Below are 22,423 nucleotides of genomic sequence, written 5' to 3'. Positions count from 1 at the left end.
CGCGCGGGGCGGGGGTGCGGCGGCCGGCGGCCGTCGCCGCGGCGGGGTGACGGATCCTCATCCCTTCACCGCCCCTGCGCTGAAGCCGGTGATCAGCCACTTCTGGATGAAGGCGAACACGAGCACCACCGGGACGGCGGCGATGATGCCGCCGGCGGCGAGGGCGCCGAGGTCGACGCTGTCCGCGCTCATCAGGGTGTTGAGGCCGACCGGGATCGTCTGCTTGCTCTGGTTGTTGAGGAACATCAGGGCGAACAGGAAGTGGTTCCAGGAGTGCACGAAGGCGAAGGAGCCGACGGCGATCAGACCGGGCCGCAGCAGCGGCAGCACGACGATGCGGAAAGCCGTCAGCCGGTTGCAGCCGTCGACCCAGGCCGCCTCCTCCAGCGAGTACGGCACGTTCTTGATGAAGTTGCTGATCAGGATCATCGACAGCGGCAGCTGGAACACCGTCTCGGCGATGATCACGCTGGTCAGCGAGTTGATCATCTGGAGTTCGGCAAAGATCTCGAACAGCGGGACCAGCAGCAGCGCGCCCGGCACGAACTGGGAGCAGAGCAGGGCCAGCATGAAGGCGCGCTTGACCTTGAAGTCGAAGCGGGCGAGGGCGTAGCCGCCGGCCAGCGCGACGAGGGTCGTCATCAGCAGGGTGGCGACACCGACGAGCAGGCTGTTCTGGAAGTAGGTGCCGAAGCTGCGGTCCGTCCAGACCTTCTCGAAGTGGTCGAAGGTGAGCGGCCAGGGCAGCAGCGAGGTGGAACCGGCCGGGCGCAGCGCGAACAGCAGGATCCAGTAGAAGGGGATCAGCGTGAAGACGAGGTAGACCGACAGCGGCAGGTAGATCTGCCAGCGCGGGGCCTCGTCCCAGGCGCGGTTCTTCCCGCCGCGCGGGCGCGGCTCGGACGCGGTGGGGACGCTCACGGGCGTGGGCGCCACCTCGGTGGCCTCCTTGGTGATCACTTGGCCTCACTTCCGAACTTGCTCAGCCTCAGGTAGACCATCGAGCAGAAGAGCAGGATCACGAACGCGACGGTGGTCAGGGCGGACGCGTAGCCGAAGTTGTGGGCGTCCACGGAGGTGTTGGCGATGTAGAGGGGCAGTGTGGTGGTCTCGCCCGCGGGCCCGCCGCCGGTCAGGGTGTAGAGCAGGTCGACGTTGTTGAACTCCCACACCGCGCGCAGCAGCGTGGACAGGACGATCGCGTCCTTCAGGTGGGGCAGCGTGATGTGCCAGAACTGCTTGAGCCTGCTGGCCCCGTCGACCTCGGCGGCCTCGTACAGGTCCTTCGAGACGGACTGGAGGTCGGCGAGGATGAGGATCGCGAAGAAGGGGACGCCGCGCCACAGGTCGGCGACGATCGCGGCCGGGAACACCGTGGAGGTGTCCGACAGCCAGCTGGTGCCGTAGCTGCCGATGCCCATGTCCGCGAGGTAACGGGTGATGCCCGTCTGGGAGTTGTAGAGCAGCACCCAGATCGCGGAGGTCAGCACGCCGGAGACGGCCCACGGGGAGAAGACCAGGGCGCGGCCGAGCGAGCGGCCCACGAAGGTCTGGTTGACGATGAGCGCCAGCGCCAGACCGAACATCAGCTGGAGCCCGACCTCGACGAACACCCACTGGGCGCTGAAGACCAGTGTGTCCCAGAAGATCGGGTCCTCGGTGAAGGCGTGGACGAAGTTGTCGAAGCCCGCGTAGCCGTTGCGCCACGGTTTGGTGGGGTTGTAGTTCTGCAGGCTGTAGTAGAAGACGCTGATGACCGGGTAGGCGATGAAGCCCAGCATGAGCAGGGCCGCCGGCGCGATCAGCAGGTACGGCAGCCTGCGCGGCGTGGCGGAGGCACGGCGCCGCCGGGCTGGCGCGGGCGGTTTCGCCACGGCTGCGGCTTGGGCCATGACTGTTCTCCGTTTCTGGGTACGTCGTCGTACGTCGTGCTGGCGTGGTGCTTGTTGCGTTTGTGGTGCTTGTTGCGTCTGTCGTGGTGCTCGCGTCCCGTAGGAAGCGCTTTCTCCCCGGTTAGGGGTCGGCGGAGGTGGTTCCGCTGCGCGGGTCAGCCCGCGTACGGGTCCGCCACCGTGCCCGGGCGGGCCAGGAACTCGAAGTCGCAGCCGGTGTCGGCCTGGGTGATCTGTTCGTTGTAGAGCGCGCCGTAGCCGCGTTCGTAGCGGTCGGGCGGCGGCGTCCAGTCGGCCCTGCGCCGCTCCAGCTCCTCGTCGTCGACGCCGAGGTGGAGGGTGCGGGCCTCGACGTCGAGGGTGACCGGGTCGCCCGTGCGGACCAGGGCGAGGGGCCCGCCCACGTAGGACTCGGGCGCCACGTGGAGCACGCACGCGCCGTAGCTCGTCCCGCTCATCCGGGCGTCGGAGATCCGGACCATGTCCCGCACGCCCTGCCGGAGCAGGTGGTCGGGGATGGGCAGCATGCCGTACTCGGGCATGCCCGGACCGCCCTTGGGGCCGGCGTTGCGCAGGACCAGCACGCTGTCGGCGGTGATGCCGAGGTCCGGGTCGTTGATGGTCCGCTGCATGGTCCGGTAGTCGTCGAAGACGACCGCGGGGCCGGTGTGCTTGAGCAGGTGCGGCTCGGCCGAGATGTGCTTGATGACCGCGCCGTCCGGGCAGAGGTTGCCGCGCAGGACGGCGACCCCGCCCTCGGCCGCGACCGGGTTGTCCCGCGGCCGGATGACGTCGTCGTTGTGCACCTGCGCGCCGGTGAGCTGCTCGCGCATCGTGTCGTACGACACGGTCGGCCGCTCCAGGTGGAGCAGGTCGGGGATGCGGGAGAGGAACCCGGGCAGACCGCCGGCGAAGTGGAAGTCCTCCATCAGGTACGTCTGTCCGCCGGGCCGGACGTTGGCGAGCACCGGGACCGTGCGGGCGATGCGGTCGAAGTCGTCCAGCGTGAGCCTGACCCCCGCCCGCCCGGCCATGGCGATCAGGTGGATGACGGCGTTGGTGGAGCCGCCGAGGCCGAGGACGGTCGTCACCGCGTCCTCGAAGGCGTCGCGGGTGAGGATGTCCGACAGACTGCGGTCCCGGTGGACGAGGTCGACGATCGCCATGCCGGCCTTCGCGGCCATCCGGTCGTGCCCGGAGTCCACGGCGGGGATGCTGGAGGCGCCGGGGACGGTGACGCCGAGCGCCTCGGCGGCCGCCGTCAGCGTGGACGCCGTGCCCATCGTCATGCAGTGACCGGGCGAGCGGGCCAGGCCGTTCTCCAGCTCGGCCATCTCGCAGTCGCCGATCAGGCCGGCCCGCTTGTCGTCCCAGTACTTCCACATGTCGGTGCCCGAGCCGAGGACCTCGTTGCGCCAGTGGCCCGGCAGCATCGGCCCGGCGGGCACGAAGACGGCCGGCAGGTCGACGCTCGCGGCGCCCATGAGGAGGGCGGGGGTGGTCTTGTCGCAGCCGCCCATCAGGACGGCGCCGTCCACCGGATAGGACCGCAGCAGTTCCTCGGTCTCCATCGCCAGCATGTTGCGGTAGAGCATGGGGGTCGGCTTCTGGAAGGTCTCGCTCAGGGTGGAGACCGGGAACTCCAGCGGGAAGCCGCCCGCCTGCCACACGCCCCGCTTGACGGCCTGCGCCCGGTCGCGCAGGTGCACGTGGCAGGGGTTGATGTCCGACCAGGTGTTGAGGATCGCGATCACCGGCTTGCCGAGGTGCTCCTCGGGGAGGTAGCCGAGCTGGCGGGTGCGGGCGCGGTGGCTGAAGGAGCGCAGGCCGTCGGTGCCGTACCACTGGTGGCTGCGCAGGTCCTCGGGGCGCCTGCGGACGGGCTCGGTCATATGGACCACCCCGCGGCGATGGCGGCGACCTCGGCGCGGTCCGTCTCGGGCAGCGGCCTGCTCGGCGGGCGGACCTCGCGGCGGCACAGGCCGAGGGAGGCGAGGGCCTCCTTGACGACGGTGACGTTGTTGGCGGAACCGTTGGCCGCGCGCAGTTCCTCGAAGCGGCGGATCTGCTCCCAGACCTTCATCGCGGCCGGGTAGTCGCCGGAGCGCAGCGCCTCGATCATGTTCAGCGAGACGGCCGGGGCGACGTTCACCAGTCCCGAGGTGAAACCGGTGGCGCCGGCGGAGAAGTAGGACGGGGCGTACGGCTCGGCGAGGCCGGCCACCCAGACGAACCGCTCGAGACCCGCGTCCCGGGCGAACGCGGCGAACCGGGAGGCGTCCGGGACGGCGTACTTCACGCCGATCACGTTCGGGCAGGCGTCGGCGAGTTCGGCGAGGCGGGCGCCGGCGAGCTGCGCGTTGCGGATGTAGGGGACGACGCCCAGCTCGGGCACCGACTCGGCGATGGCACGGTGGTAGTCGACCCAGCCGCTCTGCGAGACGTAGGGGTGCACGGGCTGGTGGACCATCACCATGCCCGCGCCGAGTGCACGGGCGTGACGGGCGGAGGCGACGGCGGTGGGCACGTCGTGTCCGACGCCGACCAGGATCACCCCGCGGTCCCCGGCCTCGTCGATGGTCAGCTCCGTGACGAGACGACGTTCCTCGGGGGTGAGGGCGTAGAACTCGCCGGTGTTGCCGTTGGGGGTGAGGGTCCTGATCCCGCCGTCGAGCAGACGGCGCAGCAGGGCCCGGTGGACGTCCTGGTCGACGGAGCCGTCCTCGGCGAAGGGGGTCACCGGGATGGCCACGATGTCGGCCAGGGCCGCACGTTGGGTCTCGAACGCCACGCTGCTCATTCCTGACCTTCCTCTGCCTGGGCGTCGGGGAACGCCCTGCGAACGAACGACGCGATGTGGGCGTGCAGGGCGCGGGCCGCGCCGTCGGCGTCGCCGTCCAGGGCGAGCCGCAATATCTCGCGGTGCTCACCCGCCTCCCGCTCCCAGGAGGGGGAGGCGGCCCAGGCGACGGCCGAGACCAGGGCGGCCTGGTCGCGGACCTCGTCGAGCATCCGGCCGAGCAGCGGGTTGCCGCACGGCAGGTACAGGGCGCGGTGGAACTCCCGGTTGGCCAGGGAGCGTTCGGCGGTGTCGGTCGCCCCGTCGGCCATGGCGAGTGCCGCGCGGGCGGCGTCCAGGGAGGCGCCGCGCTTCACGGCCCGCTTCAGCGCCTCGGGTTCGAGGAGCAGTCGCACGTCGTAGACCTCGCGCGCCATGTCCGCGTCCACCATGCGCACCGTGACGCCCTTGTACTGGCTCATGACGACCAGTCCGGTGCCGGCCAGGGTCTTGAGCGCCTCGCGCACCGGGGTCTTGGAGACCCCGAACTGCGCGGCCAGTTCGGTCTCGACCAGCGCCTGACCTGGCGTCAGCCGCCCGGTGAGGATGCGGCGTTTGATCTCCTCCAGCACGTACTGCGTGCGGGAGGGGATCGGCGTGGGCACAGAGGTCATGCGCGCCTCTCGGTGTCGCGTATCTGATCTCGCGTATCGCGTCTCATATATGACGTACGAAGTACGATGGGTTGAAGGTAGGAGGGGCCCTGTGTTTCGTCAATGCTTCTGACAGAGGAATTCGAGGTTGCTTCTTCTCGCCCGTCGGCTCGCCCGTCAGAGGGAGAAGGTGTCACCCTCGCGCGCGGCGGCGGTCCGCCCGCCGAAGACCAGCGCGGCGCGGCCGGCCGCGGCCTCACGGGTGAGGGTGGGTCCCACGTGGGTGACGAGCGGTTCCCGCGCGCCCTTCGCACAGGCCCCCGCGTCCTCCGGAGTGAGGTGCACCCGCTGTTCGCCTTCGCGATGCGCGTCGATGTCGGCCTCGCACAGGAACAGGTCGGCGCCCGTCGCGAGTCCGGTGAGCGCGTCGCACGGTCCGCTGTCTCCCGAGCAGGCGAGCACGCCGCCCTGGCACTCGGCGCGCAGCCCGTACGCCTCGGTGTCGTGGAGCACCGCGCGGGAGGTGGGGCGAAGGTTCCGGTGCCGGGCGGTGTGACCGTCATGCAGCGGCCTGAAGTCGAGGATTCCGTCCAGGAACCGCACGTCCGGCCGGCCGAGGAAGCCCGCCACGCGACGGGCGCAGTCGCGCGGCGCGTACACCGGCACCGGGGCCGGCGGCGTCATGCCGCCGAACGCTAAGGCGTGGACGGCGGCGAGGAGATCCGCGCTGTGATCGGCGTGCAGATGCGAGATCCAGATCGCGGTGAGCCGCCGTGGATACGTGTGCTTCTGCAACTCGGCGAACGTCCCCGGCCCGGCGTCCACCCACACCTCGGCACCCCGCCCCGCACCAGGCAGCCGGAACAGGGCCGCCCCGGCCCGGGATGCGGCGGAGCGGCCCGAAGTCGTCGCGGGGCGGACCGTCTCTTCGCCGTGGCCCGCAACGGCCCGGCCGGAATCCGTACGCCGCCCGGGGACCACCCGGTGATCACCGGATGACGGGTCGCTCCGCCACTCCGCGGCACGTGCCCCGTGTCCCGTGCCGCTGCCGGCCCCGCACCCTTGCCACCGTGCCGGCTCAGAGCGCGCCGAGTCCCTCGCGGACCGCCTCCAGGTCGGCGTCGGAGGCCAGTCCCGCGTGGTACAGCCGGAGCTCCGTGGCCCCCAGCTCACGCGCGTGTGCCGCGTCCGCGGCGAGCGTGCCGGGGCTGCCGCCCATGCCGGAGACGACGGTGAGGTTGGCGGCGATCACGGCTTTCTCGCGGCGCTGCTGCGCGAACGGGCTCAGAAGTGCGGGCCCGCCCGTGCAGGGCACGACCACGCCGTCGGCGACCGACAGGATGTGCGCGGGATCGACGCCGGGGTTGGCGCCCACGTGGTAGGACACCGGGTCGGCGTGCAGGAGGACCTGGAAGCCCTCGGGCGCCGCCGCGCGGACGGCCGCGACGGCCTCCTCCTGGAGCGAGCGGGCGGTCGCGTCCCGCCACGCGCGCGTGGCCGCCGCCGGCTCCGCGCCGAGCAGCTTCTCCACGCCTGCCCAGCCTCCCCCGTCGTCCGGCAGTCCCTGCCACACCGGTTCCAGCGCGGTCCGCACGGCCGCCGCCAGTTCGTCGGGGTCCGTGCCCAGGCCGTCGTAGCCGGCCCGGCAGGCGGGGCAGAAGCAGAGCGACATCAGGTACTGTCCGGCCTCGCCGAGCCCGACCCCGCCGGTCTTGTCGTGGGCGTGCAGGTGCTGGAGGCCGTACCAGCCGAGGGACTCCAGTTCGGTGCCGGCCGCGCCGGGCCGTACGGCGGCCTCGGCGGCCAGGTCGACGAGGTACGCGCGCGTGGCGGGCTGCGCGATGCACGGGGCCCACGGGTACCGGTCGCCGTACGCGTTGACGACGGAGGTCGCCGGATGCTCGGCGCCCAGCCGGGAGTTGTGGGCGAGGACGACCCAGCTGTGCACCTCCAGGCCGGCCCGTGCGAGCGCGGCGGCGGCCTCGCCGTACGCGTCGCCGGGCGCCCAGTCCCCGGCCGGGTGGGGTCGCAGCGCGCGGCCCTGCCAGCGGCCGCCGGCCGGATACAGCACGGCCGCGTGTTCGGCGGTGACGACGCGGTGGCGGGGGTGGCGGGGGGTGAGGGCGCGGGTGGAGTGGTAGGCGGCGGCCAGGGTGACCTGCCGGACGCCGAGTGCGGCGATCCGGCCCGGCGCCGCCGGGTCGCCGTTGACGTCCCAGGGATAGACGAACGCCGACGCCTTCACTTGCCCTCCTCCAGCAGCGCGTACCCGCGGTCGATCAGCTGCGCGAGCAGTTTGACGTGGTCCTCGCCGGGCTCGTGCAGCGGGGGCCGCACCTCGCCCACGTCGAGGCCGCGCAGCCGTACGCCGGCCTTGACGAGGGAGACCGCGTAGCCGCGGCCCCGGGCGCGCAGTTCGACGAAGGGGCGGTAGAAGCCGTCGAGGAGGCGGTGCGCGGTGCTCTCGTCGCCGGTGGCGAGCGCCCGGTGGAAGGCGAGGGCGATCTCGGGGGCGAAGCAGAACACGGCGGACGAGTAGAGGGTGACGCCGATGGCGGCGTAGGCGAGCTGGGTCTGCTCGGCGGTCGGCAGGCCGTTGAAGTAGAGGAAGTCGCCGGGGTCGTCGGTGCGGACGGCGCTGACGATGCGCTGCATGAGGTCGAGGTCGCCGAGCCCGTCCTTGAGCCCGATGATCCCGTCCGTGCGGGCCAGTGCGACGACCGTCTCGGGGGTGAGGACGGCGTTGTCGCGCTGGTAGACGATCACCGGGAGCGGGGTCGCGGCGGCCACTTCCCGGTAGTGCCGCAGCAGTCCCTCCTGCCCGGCGACCACGAGGTACGGCGGCATCGCGAGCAGCCCGTCCGCGCCGGCGGCCCGGGCCAGGCGCGCGTAGTGCACCGCGAGCGCGGTCCCGTAGCCGGCGCCGGCGACGACGGGCACGCGTCCGGCCGTCTCGTCCACGGCCGCGCGCACGCACGTCTCGAACTCCTCGGGGGTGAGCGCGTGGAACTCGCCGGTGCCGCAGCAGGCGAAGACGGCCGCCGCCCCGGCCTCGATGCCGCGGCGGACGTGCGCGCGGTAGGTGTCGAGGTCGAGGGAGCCGTCGGGGCCGTAGGCGGTGACGGGGAAGAACAGTGGTCCGCTGGGGACGCGCAGACGTGCGGCGAGCGGGGCTGGCGTCACGGGCTCTCCCTAGGACGACGCGTGCATTCTTCTGACTAATGTCCACATCTATGAACGGACTCACCCTATGAAGGCCCCCGACGCCCGGTCAAGCGCACAAACCACCAGACGGGAACCGATTCTCCGACTCCACGAGACACTTGACGCGACGGGCGGGAAATCCTTAGCGTGTCCATGCATGTGAATGACGTACACGCATACGGCCGCCGGGCCCGTCGTCTGCCGCACCCGCCGACCCAAGGAGACCCGAGGATGCCCGCTCCGCGCACCGTCCTGCTCACCGGCGCCGCCGGAGGCCTCGGCACCCTGATGCGGGAACTGCTCCCCGCGTACGGCTACGAGCTGCGCCTGATGGACCTGCGCCCGATCGAGGGCGAGCCGGAGGCACTGGTCGCCGACCTCGCCGACCGGGACGCCGTACGGGAGGCCGTGCGGGGCGTCGACGCGATCATCCACCTGGCGGGCATCTCCCTGGAAGCCCCCTTCGACAGGATCCTCGACGCCAACATCGTCGGCACCTACCACCTGTACGAGGCAGCCCGCGAGGAGGGCGTGCGGCGCGTCGTCTTCGCCTCCTCCAACCACGCGGTGGGCTTCACCCCCCGCCCCCGGGGCGACGACCCCCTCATCCCCGTCGAGACCCCGCACCGCCCGGACACCTTCTACGGCCTGTCCAAGGCCTTCGGCGAGGACCTCGCCCAGTTCTACTGGGACAAGCACGGGCTGGAGACCGTCTCGGTGCGCATCGGCTCCTGCTTCCCGGAGCCGACCAGCGTCCGGATGCTGTCGGTGTGGATGAGCCCGGCCGACGGTGCCCGGCTGTTCCACGCCGCCCTGACCGCCGGGGACGTCGGACACACCGTGGTCCACGGCTCCTCCGCCAACACCCGGCTGTGGTGGGACCTGAGCAGCGCGCGGGCGCTCGGCTACGAGCCGCAGGACGACTCCGAGCCGTGGGCCGAGAAGCTGATCGCCGAGCAGGGCGAGCTGGACCCCGGGAACATCGCGCACGCCCACCTCGGCGGCCACTTCGTCAACGACCCGCCGATCTGGCCGTACTGACGCCCCCACGGGAGCGGTACGGCGGCGGGCGGGCACCGAACGGGCCCGCCCGCCGCCGCGTTCGGGCGTCCGCGCTGCCCGAACCGCCGCCCGCCGCCACGGCCGCGCAGGTCCGCGGCGGGCACCGGCCGCGGAGAACGGGCACAGACGGGCCGCATCGGGCCCGCGACAGGCCTGGTAACCGCCCCCGCCCCGTTGTAGAACTTCCCCCATGGGCCCCACCGGGCCCGAACGGGCAGAAACGGGCGGAAGAACGAGGTGACGGCAGTGACCCCGAGGACGGCGGAGGAGCGCCAGCGGGAGATCGTGCGGGCCGCGCGCGCCACCGGCTCGGTCGACGTCGCCGCGCTCGCCACCGAACTGGGCGTGGCCAAGGAGACCGTACGGCGGGACCTGCGCGCCCTGGAGGACCACGGCCTGGTGCGGCGCACGCACGGCGGCGCGTATCCCGTGGAGAGCGCCGGTTTCGAGACGACCCTCGCCTTCCGCGCCACCAGTCACGTGCCCGAGAAGCGCCGGATCGCCACCGCGGCGGCCGGACTCCTCGGGGACGCCGAGACGGTGTTCGTCGACGAGGGCTTCACCCCGCAGCTCATCGCGGAGGCGCTGCCCCGGGACCGGCCGCTGACCGTGGTCACCGCCTCCCTGCCGGTCGCGGGCGCCCTCGCCGGGACCGGCAACGTGTCCGTCCTGCTGCTGGGCGGCCGGGTCCGGGCCGGCACCCTGGCGACGGTGGACCACTGGACGACGAAGATGCTCGCGGGCTTCGTCGTCGACCTCGCCTACATCGGCGCCAACGGCATCTCCCGCGAGCACGGCCTGACCACCCCCGACCCGGCCGTCGGGGAGGTCAAGGCGCAGGCGGTACGAGCCGCCCGCCGCACGGTGTTCGTCGGCGTGCACACCAAGTTCGGCGCGGTCAGCTTCTGCCGGTTCGCCGAGGTCGGCTCGCTGGAGGCGATCGTGACGAGCACGCTGCTGCCGGCCCCCGAGGCCCACCGCTACTCCCTGCTGGGCCCCCAGGTCGTCCGCGTCTGAGGAGCCGGCACACCCCGGCCGGACGCGCGTCCGGAGAACCCGCCCTCTCCCCCGCCGAGGGGCACTCCCCCACCCCTTCGCGCCCTTCTGCCCCTCCGTACGCCCCATACGCACCACAAGCCCCACACATCCCACACGTCCCATAAACCTCATACGCCCCATACGTCGAGGAGTGATCCATGCGAACCCCGAGCCGACGGCGGCCACCGCGAGCCACGCTCGCCCTGGCCGCCGCAGGGACGCTGCTCGCCCCCCTGCTCTCCGGCTGCTGGACCGGAGCCGGCGGGGCCGGATCGGGCGGCGATTCCCTCAACGTCCTCATGGTCAACAACCCCCAGATGACCGAGCTGCAGAAACTGACCGCCGCCCACTTCACCAAGGACACCGGCATCAAGGTGAACTTCACCGTCCTGCCGGAGAACGACGTCCGCGACAAGATCAGCCAGGACTTCGCCAACCAGGCGGGCCAGTACGACGTGGCCACCCTGTCCAACTACGAGATACCGATCTACGCCCGCAACGGCTGGCTGCACGAGATGGACTCCTACGTCGCCCGGGACCCGTCCTACGACGAGCAGGACGTCCTCGCCCCGATGCGCGAGTCGCTCACCGCCGACGACGGCAAGCTCTACGGCCAGCCGTTCTACGGCGAGTCGTCCTTCCTGATGTACCGCAAGGACGTCTTCGCGAAGGCCGGTCTGACGATGCCCGAGCACCCCACCTGGACCCAGGTGGCCGAGCTGGCCGCGAAGACCGACGGGGCCGAGCCCGGCATGAAGGGCATCTGCCTGCGCGGACTGCCCGGCTGGGGCGAGGTGATGGCACCCCTGACCACCGTCGTGAACACCTTCGGCGGGACCTGGTTCGACGAGGACTGGAGGGCGCGCCTGGACTCGCCCGAGTTCGAGAAGGCGACGAAGTTCTACGTCGACCTCGTCCGCGAGCACGGCGAGTCCGGCGCCGCCCAGTCCGGCTTCGCCGAGTGCCTCAACAACATGACCCAGGGCAAGGTCGCCATGTGGTACGACGCCACCTCCGCCGCCGGTTCCCTGGAGGCGGCGGACTCCCCGGTCAAGGGCAAGATGGGCTACGCCCCCGCCCCCGTCGAGAAGACGGAGACCTCCGGCTGGCTCTACACCTGGGCCTGGGGCATCCAGAAGGCCTCCCGCAACACCGACAAGGCCTGGCGGTTCGTCTCCTGGGCCTCCGGCAAGGAGTACGAGCAGCTGGTCGGCGAGCGGATCGGCTGGTCGAACGTGCCCGCCGGCAAGCGCGCCTCGACGTACGCCGACGCGGCCTACCGGGCCGAGGCGTCCGCCTTCCAGGACATGACGAAGGCCGCCATCGAGGGGGCCCGGCCGAAGGACCCCGGCGTGCAGCCGCGGCCCGCTCCCGGCATCCAGTTCGTCGGCATCCCCGAGTTCACCGACCTCGGCACCAAGGTCTCCCAGGAGATCAGCGCGGCCATCGCCGGACGCCAGTCCGTCGAGTCGGCCCTGAGGAAGTCCCAGAAGCTCGCCGAGCGCATCTCCGAGGAGTACGAGGGCCGATGACCGCCACCACGACGGCCCCCGTGGCCACCGCCCCGGTACCGACCGGGCGCAGGCCCTCCGCCCGGCTGCGCGCCTGGGCCACCCGCGCCCCGCTGCTGCCCGCCCTGATCTTCATGATCGTCGTGACCCAGCTCCCGTTCGTGGCCACGCTGGTGATCTCGTTCTACGACTGGAACGCCCTCTACCCCGACGCCCGCAGCTTCACCGGCCTCGACAACTACCAGCAGGTGCTGACCGACTCCGACCTGCGCCACTCGGTGTGGACGACGGTCCTGCTGACGGCCTCGGTGGTGCTGACCAGTCTCGTCCTGGGCCTGGGCCTCGCCCTGCTCCTGGACCGCAGGTTCCGCGGCCGGGGCGTGGTCCGCACCCTGCTCATCGCCCCCTTCCTGGTGGTCCCGGTGGCGGCGGCCCTGCTGTGGAAGCACGTCCTCTACAACCCCGAGTACGGCCTGCTGAACGGCCTGTTGCACTACGTCGGCGGCCCGCAGCCCGACTGGATCTCCGACACCCCGCTGCTCGCGGTGGAGGCCTCGCTGGTCTGGCAGTGGACGCCGTTCATGATGCTGATCCTGCTGGCCGGGCTGCAGAGCCGGGACCAACAGCAGATGGAGGCCGCGCGGGTGGACGGCGCGAGCGACTGGCAGATCTTCCGGCACCTGACGCTCCCGCACCTGCGCCGGTACCTGGAGCTGGGCGCCCTGCTGGGCTCGATCTACATCGTGCAGAACTTCGACGCGGTCTTCACGATCACGTCCGGCGGCCTGGGCACCGCCAACCTGCCCTACACCGTCTACCAGAGCTTCTACCAGGCCCACGAGAACGGCCTCGCGTCGGCCGCGGGCGTCCTGGTGGTCATCGGCTCGATCGTCATCGCCACCTTCGCGCTGCGCGTGGTGTCGTCCCTGTTCCGCGAGGAGGTGTCGCGCGCATGAACGCACCGACCGTACGGGCCCGCCGCAAGGGCGCCGGACTCGGCCTGCTGGCCTGGCTGGCCGGGATCGTCTTCTTCCTGCCCATCGCGTGGATGGCGCTGACCTCCTTCCACTCCGAGGAGGACGCGGCGACCAACCCGCCCTCCTTCACCGCGCCGCTCACCCTGGACGGCTACCGCGAGTTCTTCGGCACGGACGGCGGAGCCAGCCCCTGGCCCGCGCTGACCAACTCGGCGGTGGCCTCGGTGACGTCCACCCTGCTGGTGCTGCTGCTGGCCGTCCCGGCGGCCTACGCGCTCTCGATCCGCCCGGTGCGCAAGTGGACGGACGTGCTGTTCTTCTTCCTGTCGACGAAGATGCTGCCGGCCGTCGCGGGCCTGCTGCCGATCTACCTCTTCGCCAGGGACACCGGCCTGCTCGACAACATCTGGCTGCTGGTCGTGCTCTACACCTGCATGAACCTGCCGATCGCGGTGTGGATGATGCAGTCGTTCCTCGCCGAGGTCCCGGTGGCGGTCATCGAGGCGGCACGGGTGGACGGGGCCCGCCTGCCCACCGTCCTCACGCGGGTGGTGGGCCCGATCGCCCTGCCCGGCATCGCCGCCACGGCCCTCATCTGCTTCATCTTCAGCTGGAACGAGCTGCTGTTCGCCCGGGTCCTCACGGGCGTCGTCGCCGAGACCGCCCCGGTCTTCCTGACCGGCTTCATCACCAGCCAGGGCCTGTTCCTGGCGAAGGTGTGCGCCGCGTCGCTCGTCATCTCCCTGCCGGTGCTCGCCGCGGGGTTCGCCGCCCAGGACAAGCTGGTCCAGGGCCTGTCGTTGGGAGCCGTGAAATGAAGGCCGCCGTCATCGAGTCCATCGGCCGCGCCGTCGTCACCGAGGTCCCGGACCCGACCCCCGGTCCCCGTGACGTCGTCGTCGAGGTCGCCGCCTGCGGACTGTGCGGCACCGATCTGCACATCCTCCAGGGCGAGTTCGCGCCCAAGCTGCCGATCGTGCCGGGCCACGAGTTCGCCGGCACGGTGGTGGGGACCGGCGCCCAGGTCACCGAGGTGACGGTGGGCGACCGGGTGGCCGTCGACCCGTCGCTGTACTGCCACGAGTGCCGCTACTGCCGCACCGGCCACAACAACCTCTGCGAGCGCTGGGCGGCGATCGGCGTGACGACGGCCGGCGGCGCGGCCCAGTACGCGGTGGCGCCGGTGGCGAACTGCGTGAAGCTGCCCGAACACGTCCGCACCGAGGACGCGGCGCTGATCGAGCCCCTCTCCTGCGCGGTGCGCGGCTACGACGTGCTCCAGTCCCGCCTGGGTGCCCACGTCCTCGTCTACGGCTCCGGGACCATGGGCCTGATGATGCTGGAGCTGGCCAAACGGACCGGGGCGGCGAGCGTGGACATGGTGGACCTGAACCCGGCGCGGCTGGAGACGGCGCGGCGGCTGGGGGTCTCCGCGGCGGCGGCGACCCCGGACGAGCTGGACCGGCCCCAGGGGTGGGACCTCGTCATCGACGCGACGGGCAACGCGGCGGCGATCCAGGACGGGCTGGAGCGGGTCTCCAAGGCCGGTACGTTTCTGCAGTTCGGGGTCGCCGACTACGCGACGCGGGTGACGATCGACCCGTACCGGATCTACAACCAGGAGATCACCATCACGGGTTCGATGGCCGTCCTGCACAGCTACGAGCGGGCGGCGGAGCTCTTCGCCGGTGGCGTCCTGGACCCGGACGTCTTCATCAGCGACCGGCTTCCGCTGGACCAGTACCCCCAGGCCCTGGACCAGTTCGCCGCGGGCGTGGGCAGGAAGATCGTGGTCGTCCCGTAGGGCCCTCGCCCCGCCGTCCCGCCCCGTCCCGTGCCCGGGGCACTCACCCTCCTCGGGTACGGGGCGGGACGGGGCGGCGGGGCGAGGCCCCCGCGGGCCCACCGGCCCCGATCGGACCACAGGTAAGGGAACGGTAAAACACCCTCGCTCGTTCATCCAGGCATGACAGCTATGACCCCCGGCTCGAACATCCCTCTCCCCGTCACCCGCGTGGCGGTGGACGTCGCCGCCCCCGTGCGTCTCGACGTTTCGGGCCTGCTGCTCACCGCCGACGGCAAGGTGCGCTCCGACGACGACTTCATCTTCTACAACCAGCCGACCGGCCCCGGGGTGACCTACCGCTCCGGCGGCGGCGCGGCCCCCGACGCGATCATCGTCGACACCTCCGCGCTGCCCCCGGGCATCGAGAAGATCGTCGTCACCGCGAGCCCGGACGCGGCGGGCCAGACCTTCCAGGGCATCGAGCCGACGGCCACCGTCCGCGGCGCGGACGACAACAGCGTCCTGGCCACCTTCACCCCCCCGCGGCTGGGCGCCGAGACGGCGCTGGTGGTCGTGGAGATCTACCTGCGCAACGGCGCCTGGAAGGCCCGCGCCGTCGGCCAGGGGTACGCCAACGGCCTGGCCGGCATCGCCACCGACTTCGGCGTCACCGTGGAGGAGCCCGCCCAGGCCGCACCGGCCGCCCCGGCCCAGCCGGTCGCCCCGCCCGTGCCCACGATGCAGCCCCCGGTCACCCCGTCCGCCCCGCCGATGGCCGCCCCGCCCGCTCCCCCGGCCCCGCCCGCCCCCGGCGCCGGGAAGATCAACCTGGACAAGGGCCGCGTCAGCCTCCAGAAGAACCAGACGGTGTCCCTGGTCAAGGGCGGCAGCCCGCTGCTCTCGCAGGTCAAGATGGGCCTCGGCTGGGAGCCGGCGTACCGCGGCAAGGACATCGACCTGGACGCCTCGGTGATCGCCTACGGCCCGCAGCGCAACCACATCGACAGCTGCTACTTCGGCAAGCTGTCCATCGTGGGCGGCGCGATCAAGCACTCGGGCGACAACCTCACCGGTGAGGGCGGCGGCGACGACGAGGTGATCGTCGTCGACCTGGGCCGGCTCCCGCAGGAGGTCACCGGCCTGGTCTTCACCGTGAACTCCTTCTCCGGGCAGAAGTTCACCGAGGTCGCCAAGGCCTACTGCCGTCTCCTGGACGCCGCCACCGGCGAGGAACTGGTCCGCTTCGACCTGACCGGTGCCGAGCCGCAGACGGGCGTGATGATGGCCAAGCTGATCCGCCAGTTCACCGGCGAGTGGGAGATGACGGCCATGGGCGAGTTCGTCAAGGCCCGCACGGTGCGGAACATGGTGAAGCCGGCGGCGCAGGCGCTCTGACCTCCGGGCCGGCCGGCCCCCGGCGACGCACGCGGGCGCCCCCTCGGCGGGGGCGCCCGTCGCCGACGCCCCGCCACGCCCCGCTCACCGCGCGGGGCCCAGGCCCTCCGTCAGCAGCGACACGTACCGGCGGATGCCGCTCGCGCCCCCGTTCGCCAGCTCCGCCGCCGTCGCCACACCGTGCGCCAGCCGCAGCACCTCCACGGGCTCGACGTCCGCCCGCAGCGTCCCCTCCCGCTGCGCCGCCTCCACCAGCCGGGCCGCCGCCCCCTGCACAGTCGTACCGCAGGCGGTGGCCGCGGCGCTGCCGGCGTCGGTGACGGCCGACCCGAGCAGCGCCTTCATGCCGCGCACCTGGATCGTGCCGACGCACACCTCGTTCAGCCACTCCACCAGCGCCTCGCCCGGCGGCAGGCGCGCGGCGAGTTCGTCCGCGCGCACCGCGAACGCCTCGATCCGGTCGACGTACGCCGCCTCCAGCAGCGCCTGACGCGTGGGGAAGTGCCGGTACAGCGTGCCGGAGCCGACCCCCGCCCGCTTGGCGATGTCGTCGAGGGACGCGCCCTCCCCGTGCTCGGCGAAGGCCTCCGCCGCGGCCGTCAGCAACCGCTCGTAGTTGCGGCGGGCGTCCGCGCGCATGGGCTTGACCTGCGTCATCCAGTCACTCCTCGCAAGCCGGGGGCTCCCTCCGATTTTAGCGAGGACCGAAGTGCCGCCGTCCGCGCTCAGAACAGCGCGCTGTACGCGTTGAGCGCCGGCTGGCCGCCCAGGTGGGCGTAGAGCACGGTGGAGTCGCGGCCGATCTCGCCGCGCGCGACCAGGTCGACGAGTCCGGCCATCGACTTCCCCTCGTAGACGGGGTCGGTGACCATTCCCTCGGTGCGCGCGGCGAGCCGCATCGCCTCCAGGGTGACCTCGTCGGGGACGCCGTAGACCCCGGCGTGGTAGCGCTCGTCCAGCTCGACGTCCGTCTCGGTCAACTCCCTTCGCACTCCGATGAGTTCTCCGGTGCGGCGGGCGATGCGGGCGATCTGCGTCCGGGTCTCGGCGGGCCTGGCCGAGGCGTCGACACCGAGGACGCGCCGGGGCCGGCCGCCCGCCTCCTCCAGCGCCGCGAACCCGGCGACCATACCGGCCTGCGTCGACCCGGTCACCGAGCACACGATCACGGTGTCGAAGAAGACGCCCAGGTCCCGCTCCTGCTCCGCCACCTCGTACGCCCATCCGGCGAAACCCAGCCCGCCGAGCGGATGGTCGGAGGCACCGGCGGGGATGGCGTACGGCTTGCCGCCGGACTCCTCGACCTCCCGGAGCGCCAGCTCCCAGCTCTCCTTGACGCCGATCCCGAACCCGGCCCGCACCAGCCGGACGTCGGCTCCCGCGAGCCGGCTGATCAGGATGTTGCCGACCTTGTCGTACACCGGGTCGGGCCACTCCACCCAGCTCTCCTGCACCAGCACGCACTTGAGTCCGGCGCGGGCCGCGCAGGCCGCCACCTGCCGGGTGTGGTTGGACTGCACCCCGCCGATCGACACCAGGGTGTCGCAGCCCTGCGCGAGGGCGTCGGCGATCAGGTACTCCAGCTTGCGCGTCTTGTTGCCGCCGTACGCGACCCCGGAGTTGCAGTCCTCCCGCTTGGCCCACACGGCGGCGCCGCCGAGGTGTTCCGTCAGCCGGTGCAGCGGGTGCACGGGCGACGGACCGAAGAGCAGGGGGTAACGCTCGTACGAGGACAGGGACATGTCGCCTCCTGGGGCAGATCCGGCAGGACGGTCAGTCGTCGGTGCCGTCGGTGTCGTCGAGATCCGCGAGGGTGCGCCAGATCTCGGCCGTGACGCGGACCGCCTCGTCCACGTCGGCGGTCGCGCAGGCGGCGATCAACCGGTCGTGCAGCCCGGCCGAGCGGCAGGCGCCGCCCTCGCCGAAGCGCCGTCGCTCCAGCCGCCGGATGAGGGGGGTGTAGCGGGCGACGGTGGCGGCGGCCGCGCGGTTGCCGCTCACCCGCACCAGGACGTCGTGCAGTTCGTCGTCGGCGCGCAGGGCGCCCTCGACGTCACCGGCGTCCACGGCGGCGCCGAACCGCTCGTTGGCGGCGCGCATCGCCTCGACGTCCGCCGCGAACAGCCGGGGCACCGCCACGCGTGTGACCAGCTCGTGCATCGCGCCGACCACGGCCGCCGCGTCCCGCACGTCACCGGCGACGACCGGAGTCACCCGCGTGTAGCTCTGCGGCTTGCTCTCCAGCAGCCCTTCGTCCACGAGCCGCGCGAACGCCTCCCGGACGGGCGCCCTGGACAGCCCGAGCCGCTCCGCGAGGTCGGCGTCACGCACCACCGCGCCGGGCTCGATCCCCCCGGTCACGATGGCGTCGCGGATCGCTGCGTACGCCCGCTCCCTGAGCAGGGTGCGGGGCACCGGTCGTAGAGGCTCCATGAACTGACATGTTAGATGCCAGTGGTCTTCAGGAGAAGGCCCGCGCACCGGTCGTCGCGGTCGGCACCCGTCTCGCAGAAGGTCTTCCGCGTCACGAAGTGGGACACCGCGAGCAGGAACGGTTCGGAGCGTGCGTCCCGCCCCTGGCCCCGGCCGCCCTGGTGGGTGCGCGGGTTCCGGCCCGTCGTGCGCACGGCCGGGGCGGGCCGCGCCTGCGCGGCACGGGTGCTGAAATGAAGTAACCGTTGCCCGCGCACCGGGCACCAGGCACCAGGCACCGGGCACCCACCGCGTGCCGCGCCTCCCGAGATCCGACCGGCTGCGGCCCGGATTCCGTGGAGGAGAAGCAGCCGCCGCCTTCGCACCGGGAGGTGCGTCGTCGTGCTCTCCCTGCGGGAGGCGGGGCACGCGGGGTGCGAGCCTGTTTCGATCAGCCGCGCTTCTGCCGCTTCCAGGGCCCCGTGATCGCCACCATGATGCCCGGCTGCTGGATGTTGGCGAACAGGGTCCGTCCGTCGGGCGAGAAGGTGACGCCGGTGAACTCGCTGTACTCGGGGGCCTCTTCGGTGCCGATGTTCAGGTCGTTGCGGGCGATCGGGTAGGTGCGGCCGCTGTCGGTGGCGCCGAACAGGTGGGAGACGCCCTCGCCGTCCTCGGCGATCACCAGGCCGCCGTACGGGGAGACGGTGATGTTGTCGGGGCCGTCGAAGGCGCCGTCGGCCGACGGGTCGGGGTTGACGCCGAGGAGGACCTTCAGGGTGAGGGTGCGGCGCCTGGGGTCGTAGAACCAGACCTGGCCGTCGTGCTGGACAGGGCTCTCGGCGCGGGCGTACGAGGAGACGAGGTAGGCGCCGCCGTCGCCCCACCACATGCCCTCCAGCTTGCGGGCGCGGGTGATCCCGCCGGCGCCGAACTGCTTGCGCACGGCGGTGGTCCGCGCGTCGCGGTCGGGTACGTCCACCCAGTCGACGCCGTACACCGTGCCGGTCCTGGTGGCGCGGGAGAGGTCGTCGACGAACTGGCCGCCGGAGTCGAAGCACCTGGGGGCCTGAAGGACGCCGGCGTCGTCGGCGAGGGTGCGGAACTTGCCGCGGCCGTGCTCGAAGCCGGGCGGCGGGGTCCAGCGGAAGAACAGGCCGTTGGGGTCGGCGGCGTCCTCGGTGAGGTAGGCGTGGCCGCGCCTGGGGTCGATGACGACGGCCTCGTGGTCGTAGCGGCCGAAGAACTTCAAGGGCTTGGGGTCCCGGTTGGCGCGCCGGTCGCGGGGGTCGACCTCGAAGACGTAGCCGTGGTCCTTGGTCATGCCGTTGGTGCCGGCCCGGTCGGAGTTCTCCTCGCAGGTCAGCCAGGTGCCCCACGGGGTGCTGCCGCCCGCGCAGTTGGTGGAGGTGCCGGCGATGCCCACCCACTCGGCGACCTGGCCGCCGGGGCGGACCTCGACGACCGTGCAGCCGCCCGAGGCGGCCGGGTCGTAGACGAGGCCCTCGGTGAGCGGTACGGGGTACTTCCAGTTGGCGCGCGGGCCCTTCAGCTCGTGGTTGTTGACGAGGAGGGTGGTGCCGCGCGGGCCGTCGAAGGTGGCCGTGCCGTCGTGGTTGGAGGGGGTGGGCTCGCCCGACTCCAGCTCGGTCCTCCCGCTGTAGGTGATGATCCGGTAGTCGAAGCCGGCGGGCAGGGCGAGGATGCCGTCGGGGTCGGGGAGCAGCGGTCCGTAGCCGACTCCGCCGTGGTGCGCCGCCGGCTTGTGTCCCGCGCCCGTGGTGTCCGCGTCCGTGGTGTCCACGTTCGCGGTCTCCGTGGCCGCGAGGGCGTTCGGTGCGCTGGCGAGCACGTCGACGCTGCCCGCCAACGCGACACCGGCACCGGTTGCCGCGGTTTTCCTGGCGAAGTCCCTGCGGGTGAGCGACATGGTGTCTCCTGAGACGCTGGTGTGCCGTGGGGGGTGGCGGACCTCGGTCCGCGCAACCGTCCCCCGCGCCCCTGAACACCGGCCGAACACGGAGCGGCGCCCGGTCGGGCTCAGGGAAAACTGCGCACCCGCGTCCGCGGCACGGAGCCGGGGCGCGCGAGGGGCCGCACCCGGCCCCCGCTCACCCGCGCCGGCCCCCCGGTCACCCGCGCCGGCTCCCGGTCACCCGCCCTGCTGCGAGCGCGCCTTGAACGCGGCCTTGCGGGCCTCCTTGGCGATCCGCTTGTCCGGGTGCAGGCGCCCCATGGCTTCCAGGACGTCGGCGGTGGCCGGGTGCGCGACCCGCCAGGCCGCCGCGAAGAAGCCGCTGTGCTGCTGCGCGAGCCCTTCGACGAGCCCCTGGAGTTCATCGGAGTTGCCCTCGGCGGCCAGTTGGGCGGCGAGGGTGTCGATGGTGAGCCAGTAGACCAGGTCCTCGGAGGGCGGCGGTACGTCGGCGGCACCCAGCTCGCTCAGCCAGACCCGGGCGAGCCCGCCGAGTTCGGGGTCGTCGAGGACCTCCCGCACGGCGGGTTCGGCCTGTGCGCCGACGAGGGACAGGGCCTGCTGGCAGCGCAGCCGGCGCAGCGGCGCGCCCTCGTCCGAGCCGCGGGCGGCGGCGAGCAGTTCGCGGGCGGCGTCGAGGGGTTCGCGCCGGTCCAGCCACTGTTCGGTCTCGGCGCGGGCGGCGTGCGGTCCGTAGCCGGAGCTGCCGTCGAGGAGGGCGTCGGCCCCCTTGTCGACGAGGTCTCCGACGGCGGGTGCCTGGAAGCCGGCCTCCAGCAGGCGCGCGCGGAGCCCGTAGAGGCCGAGCGGGGTGAGGCCGACCATGCCGTAGCGGGAGACGTCGGTCTCGTCGACGGGGGCGGCGGGCTCCTCCTCGGGGTCGCCCATCAGTGCCTCGTCGACGGGCTGGTAGGCGACCAGTCCGATGGGCTCCAGGAGCCGGAACTGGTCGTCGAGACGCATCATCGCGTCGGAGATCTGCTCCAGCATGTCGTTGGTGGGTTCACCCAGGTCGCCGGGGACGATCATGGAGGCGGCGAGGGCGGGCAGCGGGACGGGGCCGCCGGGGCCGTCCTCGGTGACGGTGAGCAGGTAGAGGTTGCCGAGGACGCCGTCGAGGAAGGCGGCCTCCTCCTCGGGGTCCCAGTCGAGCCGGGAGAAGTCGATCTCGCCGCCCTCGTCCATGGCGTCGGCCAGGTCGTCGAGGTCGGGCACGGTCGCGTCGGCGAGGACGGCCTCCAGTGCGGCGAGCCAGACGGCGAGCACGTCGTGCGGGGCGCCGCCGGTGAGCAGGGGGAGGTCCTCGCCCGCGGTGACGGTGCCGGCCTCCTCGTCGGCGACCTCGACGAGCCCGGCGTCGACGGCGACCCGCCAGGCCTCGCTCGCGTGGGCGGCGGCGTCGTCGCCGGTGAGTCCGAGGGCTTCGGCGGCGGCCGGGAGCTGCTCGTCGAGGAGTCCGCCGCCGGCGTCGACGCGGGTGTCGGGTCCGGCCCAACGGGCGAGGAGGACGGCCCGGGAGAGCAACGGCGTGGACAGCGCGTCGCGCGCCAGCTCCGCTTCGGGGTGCAGCCGCGCCGGCGGCAGGGGGGAGCTGTCTGACATCGGCTGTTCTCCTCGGACGCGTGGTGCCACTCGACCGCTCAGCCTAGACGGGTTTCGACCCATGCCGCCCGGTTCATCTACCGGTCAGGTCTCGTACATGGCCGAAACCTTGACAACTGGGCTGGCCAGGCTGGAGA

19 protein-coding genes and 1 pseudogene are annotated in these 22,423 nt (G+C 72.3%); 7 read left to right on the top strand and 13 right to left on the bottom strand.

What is annotated here, in order from left to right:
* Window positions 1–57 precede the first annotated feature (57 nt).
* From ACIP5W_RS30845 to ACIP5W_RS30810, 8 genes and pseudogenes are all read right to left on the bottom strand, one after another.
* The gene (locus tag ACIP5W_RS30845; protein ID WP_401480514.1) at window positions 58–960 is read right to left on the bottom strand and encodes a carbohydrate ABC transporter permease; all 903 of its coding nucleotides are present in this window, start codon (window positions 958–960) and stop codon (window positions 58–60) included.
* The gene (locus ACIP5W_RS30840) at window positions 957–1,892 is read right to left on the bottom strand and encodes a carbohydrate ABC transporter permease (RefSeq protein WP_401480512.1); all 936 of its coding nucleotides are present in this window, start codon (window positions 1,890–1,892) and stop codon (window positions 957–959) included. The genes ACIP5W_RS30845 and ACIP5W_RS30840 overlap by 4 nt, the downstream gene beginning before the upstream one ends.
* Window positions 1,893–2,047: 155 nt before the next feature.
* Entirely contained in the window at window positions 2,048–3,784 is a 1,737-nt protein-coding gene (gene araD, locus ACIP5W_RS30835; RefSeq protein WP_401480510.1) for an L-arabinonate dehydratase, read from the bottom strand.
* Window positions 3,781–4,692, bottom strand: a complete 912-nt coding sequence (locus ACIP5W_RS30830; RefSeq protein ID WP_401480508.1) for a dihydrodipicolinate synthase family protein — start codon at window positions 4,690–4,692, stop codon at window positions 3,781–3,783. The genes araD and ACIP5W_RS30830 overlap by 4 nt, the downstream gene beginning before the upstream one ends.
* A complete protein-coding gene (locus ACIP5W_RS30825; protein WP_401480506.1) occupies window positions 4,689–5,345 on the bottom strand; it encodes a GntR family transcriptional regulator in 657 nt (218 codons plus the stop codon). Before ACIP5W_RS30825 ends, ACIP5W_RS30830 begins: the two co-directional genes overlap by 4 nt.
* Before the next feature lie 156 nt (window positions 5,346–5,501).
* Window positions 5,502–6,268, bottom strand: a pseudogene (locus ACIP5W_RS30820) (MBL fold metallo-hydrolase).
* Window positions 6,269–6,402: 134 nt separating this feature from the next.
* Window positions 6,403–7,569: a hypothetical protein gene (locus ACIP5W_RS30815; protein ID WP_401480504.1), complete on the bottom strand. Its 1,167-nt coding sequence runs from the start codon at window positions 7,567–7,569 to the stop codon at window positions 6,403–6,405.
* A complete protein-coding gene (locus ACIP5W_RS30810) occupies window positions 7,566–8,507 on the bottom strand; it encodes a 5-dehydro-4-deoxyglucarate dehydratase (RefSeq protein WP_401480502.1) in 942 nt (313 codons plus the stop codon). Before ACIP5W_RS30810 ends, ACIP5W_RS30815 begins: the two co-directional genes overlap by 4 nt.
* A 252-nt stretch (window positions 8,508–8,759) precedes the next feature.
* Here ACIP5W_RS30810 and ACIP5W_RS30805 point away from each other — a divergent pair, with 252 nt between their 5' ends.
* From ACIP5W_RS30805 to ACIP5W_RS30775, 7 genes are all read left to right on the top strand, one after another.
* The gene (locus ACIP5W_RS30805; protein WP_401480500.1) at window positions 8,760–9,569 is read left to right on the top strand and encodes an NAD-dependent epimerase/dehydratase family protein; all 810 of its coding nucleotides are present in this window, start codon (window positions 8,760–8,762) and stop codon (window positions 9,567–9,569) included.
* Between the two features lie 267 nt (window positions 9,570–9,836).
* Window positions 9,837–10,607, top strand: a complete 771-nt coding sequence (locus ACIP5W_RS30800) for a DeoR/GlpR family DNA-binding transcription regulator (RefSeq protein WP_401480498.1) — start codon at window positions 9,837–9,839, stop codon at window positions 10,605–10,607.
* A gap of 179 nt (window positions 10,608–10,786) precedes the next feature.
* A complete protein-coding gene (locus tag ACIP5W_RS30795) occupies window positions 10,787–12,160 on the top strand; it encodes an ABC transporter substrate-binding protein (RefSeq protein WP_401480496.1) in 1,374 nt (457 codons plus the stop codon).
* Complete coding sequence (locus ACIP5W_RS30790) at window positions 12,157–13,095, top strand: carbohydrate ABC transporter permease (protein ID WP_401480494.1); 939 nt, start codon at window positions 12,157–12,159, stop codon at window positions 13,093–13,095. Before ACIP5W_RS30795 ends, ACIP5W_RS30790 begins: the two co-directional genes overlap by 4 nt.
* On the top strand, window positions 13,092–13,934 hold the full coding sequence (locus ACIP5W_RS30785; protein ID WP_401480492.1) for a carbohydrate ABC transporter permease: 843 nt from the start codon (window positions 13,092–13,094) through the stop codon (window positions 13,932–13,934). The genes ACIP5W_RS30790 and ACIP5W_RS30785 overlap by 4 nt, the downstream gene beginning before the upstream one ends.
* Window positions 13,931–14,920 carry a zinc-dependent alcohol dehydrogenase family protein gene (locus ACIP5W_RS30780; RefSeq protein WP_401480490.1) on the top strand — a complete coding sequence of 330 codons (990 nt, stop codon included), beginning with the start codon at window positions 13,931–13,933 and terminating at the stop codon, window positions 14,918–14,920. The genes ACIP5W_RS30785 and ACIP5W_RS30780 overlap by 4 nt, the downstream gene beginning before the upstream one ends.
* Window positions 14,921–15,091: 171 nt before the next feature.
* Window positions 15,092–16,297, top strand: coding sequence for a TerD family protein (locus ACIP5W_RS30775; RefSeq protein WP_401480601.1), 1,206 nt, complete (start codon window positions 15,092–15,094; stop codon window positions 16,295–16,297).
* An 84-nt stretch (window positions 16,298–16,381) separates the two neighbouring features.
* On the opposite strand, the gene ACIP5W_RS30770 is transcribed toward ACIP5W_RS30775, so the two are convergent.
* From ACIP5W_RS30770 to ACIP5W_RS30750, 5 genes are all read right to left on the bottom strand, one after another.
* Window positions 16,382–16,954, bottom strand: a complete 573-nt coding sequence (locus tag ACIP5W_RS30770; RefSeq protein WP_366061753.1) for a helix-turn-helix domain-containing protein — start codon at window positions 16,952–16,954, stop codon at window positions 16,382–16,384.
* A 68-nt stretch (window positions 16,955–17,022) separates the two neighbouring features.
* Entirely contained in the window at window positions 17,023–18,039 is a 1,017-nt protein-coding gene (locus tag ACIP5W_RS30765) for a 1-aminocyclopropane-1-carboxylate deaminase (RefSeq protein WP_401480488.1), read from the bottom strand.
* A gap of 31 nt (window positions 18,040–18,070) precedes the next feature.
* Window positions 18,071–18,730, bottom strand: coding sequence for a GntR family transcriptional regulator (locus ACIP5W_RS30760; protein WP_401480486.1), 660 nt, complete (start codon window positions 18,728–18,730; stop codon window positions 18,071–18,073).
* Between the two features lie 430 nt (window positions 18,731–19,160).
* On the bottom strand, window positions 19,161–20,639 hold the full coding sequence (locus ACIP5W_RS30755) for an alkaline phosphatase PhoX (protein WP_401480484.1): 1,479 nt from the start codon (window positions 20,637–20,639) through the stop codon (window positions 19,161–19,163).
* A gap of 222 nt (window positions 20,640–20,861) precedes the next feature.
* Window positions 20,862–22,286 carry a hypothetical protein gene (locus ACIP5W_RS30750; RefSeq protein ID WP_401480482.1) on the bottom strand — a complete coding sequence of 475 codons (1,425 nt, stop codon included), beginning with the start codon at window positions 22,284–22,286 and terminating at the stop codon, window positions 20,862–20,864.
* Window positions 22,287–22,423 lie beyond the last annotated feature (137 nt).

This window comes from Streptomyces sp. NPDC088766, from assembly GCF_044750845.1.
Lineage (GTDB): Bacteria > Actinomycetota > Actinomycetes > Streptomycetales > Streptomycetaceae > Streptomyces.
This window is presented reverse-complemented; position numbering and strand designations above follow the sequence as displayed.

Excerpts from the sequence above, each read along its gene's own strand:
- ACIP5W_RS30840 (WP_401480512.1), bottom strand. The coding sequence starts at position 1,892 with ATGGCCCAAGCCGCAGCCGTGGCGAAACCGCCCGCGCCAGCCCGGCGG.
- araD (WP_401480510.1), bottom strand. The coding sequence starts at position 3,784 with ATGACCGAGCCCGTCCGCAGGCGCCCCGAGGACCTGCGCAGCCACCAG.
- ACIP5W_RS30830 (WP_401480508.1), bottom strand. The coding sequence starts at position 4,692 with ATGAGCAGCGTGGCGTTCGAGACCCAACGTGCGGCCCTGGCCGACATC.
- ACIP5W_RS30825 (WP_401480506.1), bottom strand. The coding sequence starts at position 5,345 with ATGACCTCTGTGCCCACGCCGATCCCCTCCCGCACGCAGTACGTGCTG.
- ACIP5W_RS30805 (WP_401480500.1), top strand. The coding sequence starts at position 8,760 with ATGCCCGCTCCGCGCACCGTCCTGCTCACCGGCGCCGCCGGAGGCCTC.
- ACIP5W_RS30795 (WP_401480496.1), top strand. The coding sequence starts at position 10,787 with ATGCGAACCCCGAGCCGACGGCGGCCACCGCGAGCCACGCTCGCCCTG.
- ACIP5W_RS30790 (WP_401480494.1), top strand. The coding sequence starts at position 12,157 with ATGACCGCCACCACGACGGCCCCCGTGGCCACCGCCCCGGTACCGACC.
- ACIP5W_RS30785 (WP_401480492.1), top strand. The coding sequence starts at position 13,092 with ATGAACGCACCGACCGTACGGGCCCGCCGCAAGGGCGCCGGACTCGGC.
- ACIP5W_RS30780 (WP_401480490.1), top strand. The coding sequence starts at position 13,931 with ATGAAGGCCGCCGTCATCGAGTCCATCGGCCGCGCCGTCGTCACCGAG.
- ACIP5W_RS30775 (WP_401480601.1), top strand. The coding sequence starts at position 15,092 with ATGACCCCCGGCTCGAACATCCCTCTCCCCGTCACCCGCGTGGCGGTG.
- ACIP5W_RS30770 (WP_366061753.1), bottom strand. The coding sequence starts at position 16,954 with ATGACGCAGGTCAAGCCCATGCGCGCGGACGCCCGCCGCAACTACGAG.
- ACIP5W_RS30765 (WP_401480488.1), bottom strand. The coding sequence starts at position 18,039 with ATGTCCCTGTCCTCGTACGAGCGTTACCCCCTGCTCTTCGGTCCGTCG.
- ACIP5W_RS30760 (WP_401480486.1), bottom strand. The coding sequence starts at position 18,730 with ATGGAGCCTCTACGACCGGTGCCCCGCACCCTGCTCAGGGAGCGGGCG.
- ACIP5W_RS30755 (WP_401480484.1), bottom strand. The coding sequence starts at position 20,639 with ATGTCGCTCACCCGCAGGGACTTCGCCAGGAAAACCGCGGCAACCGGT.
- ACIP5W_RS30750 (WP_401480482.1), bottom strand. The coding sequence starts at position 22,286 with ATGTCAGACAGCTCCCCCCTGCCGCCGGCGCGGCTGCACCCCGAAGCG.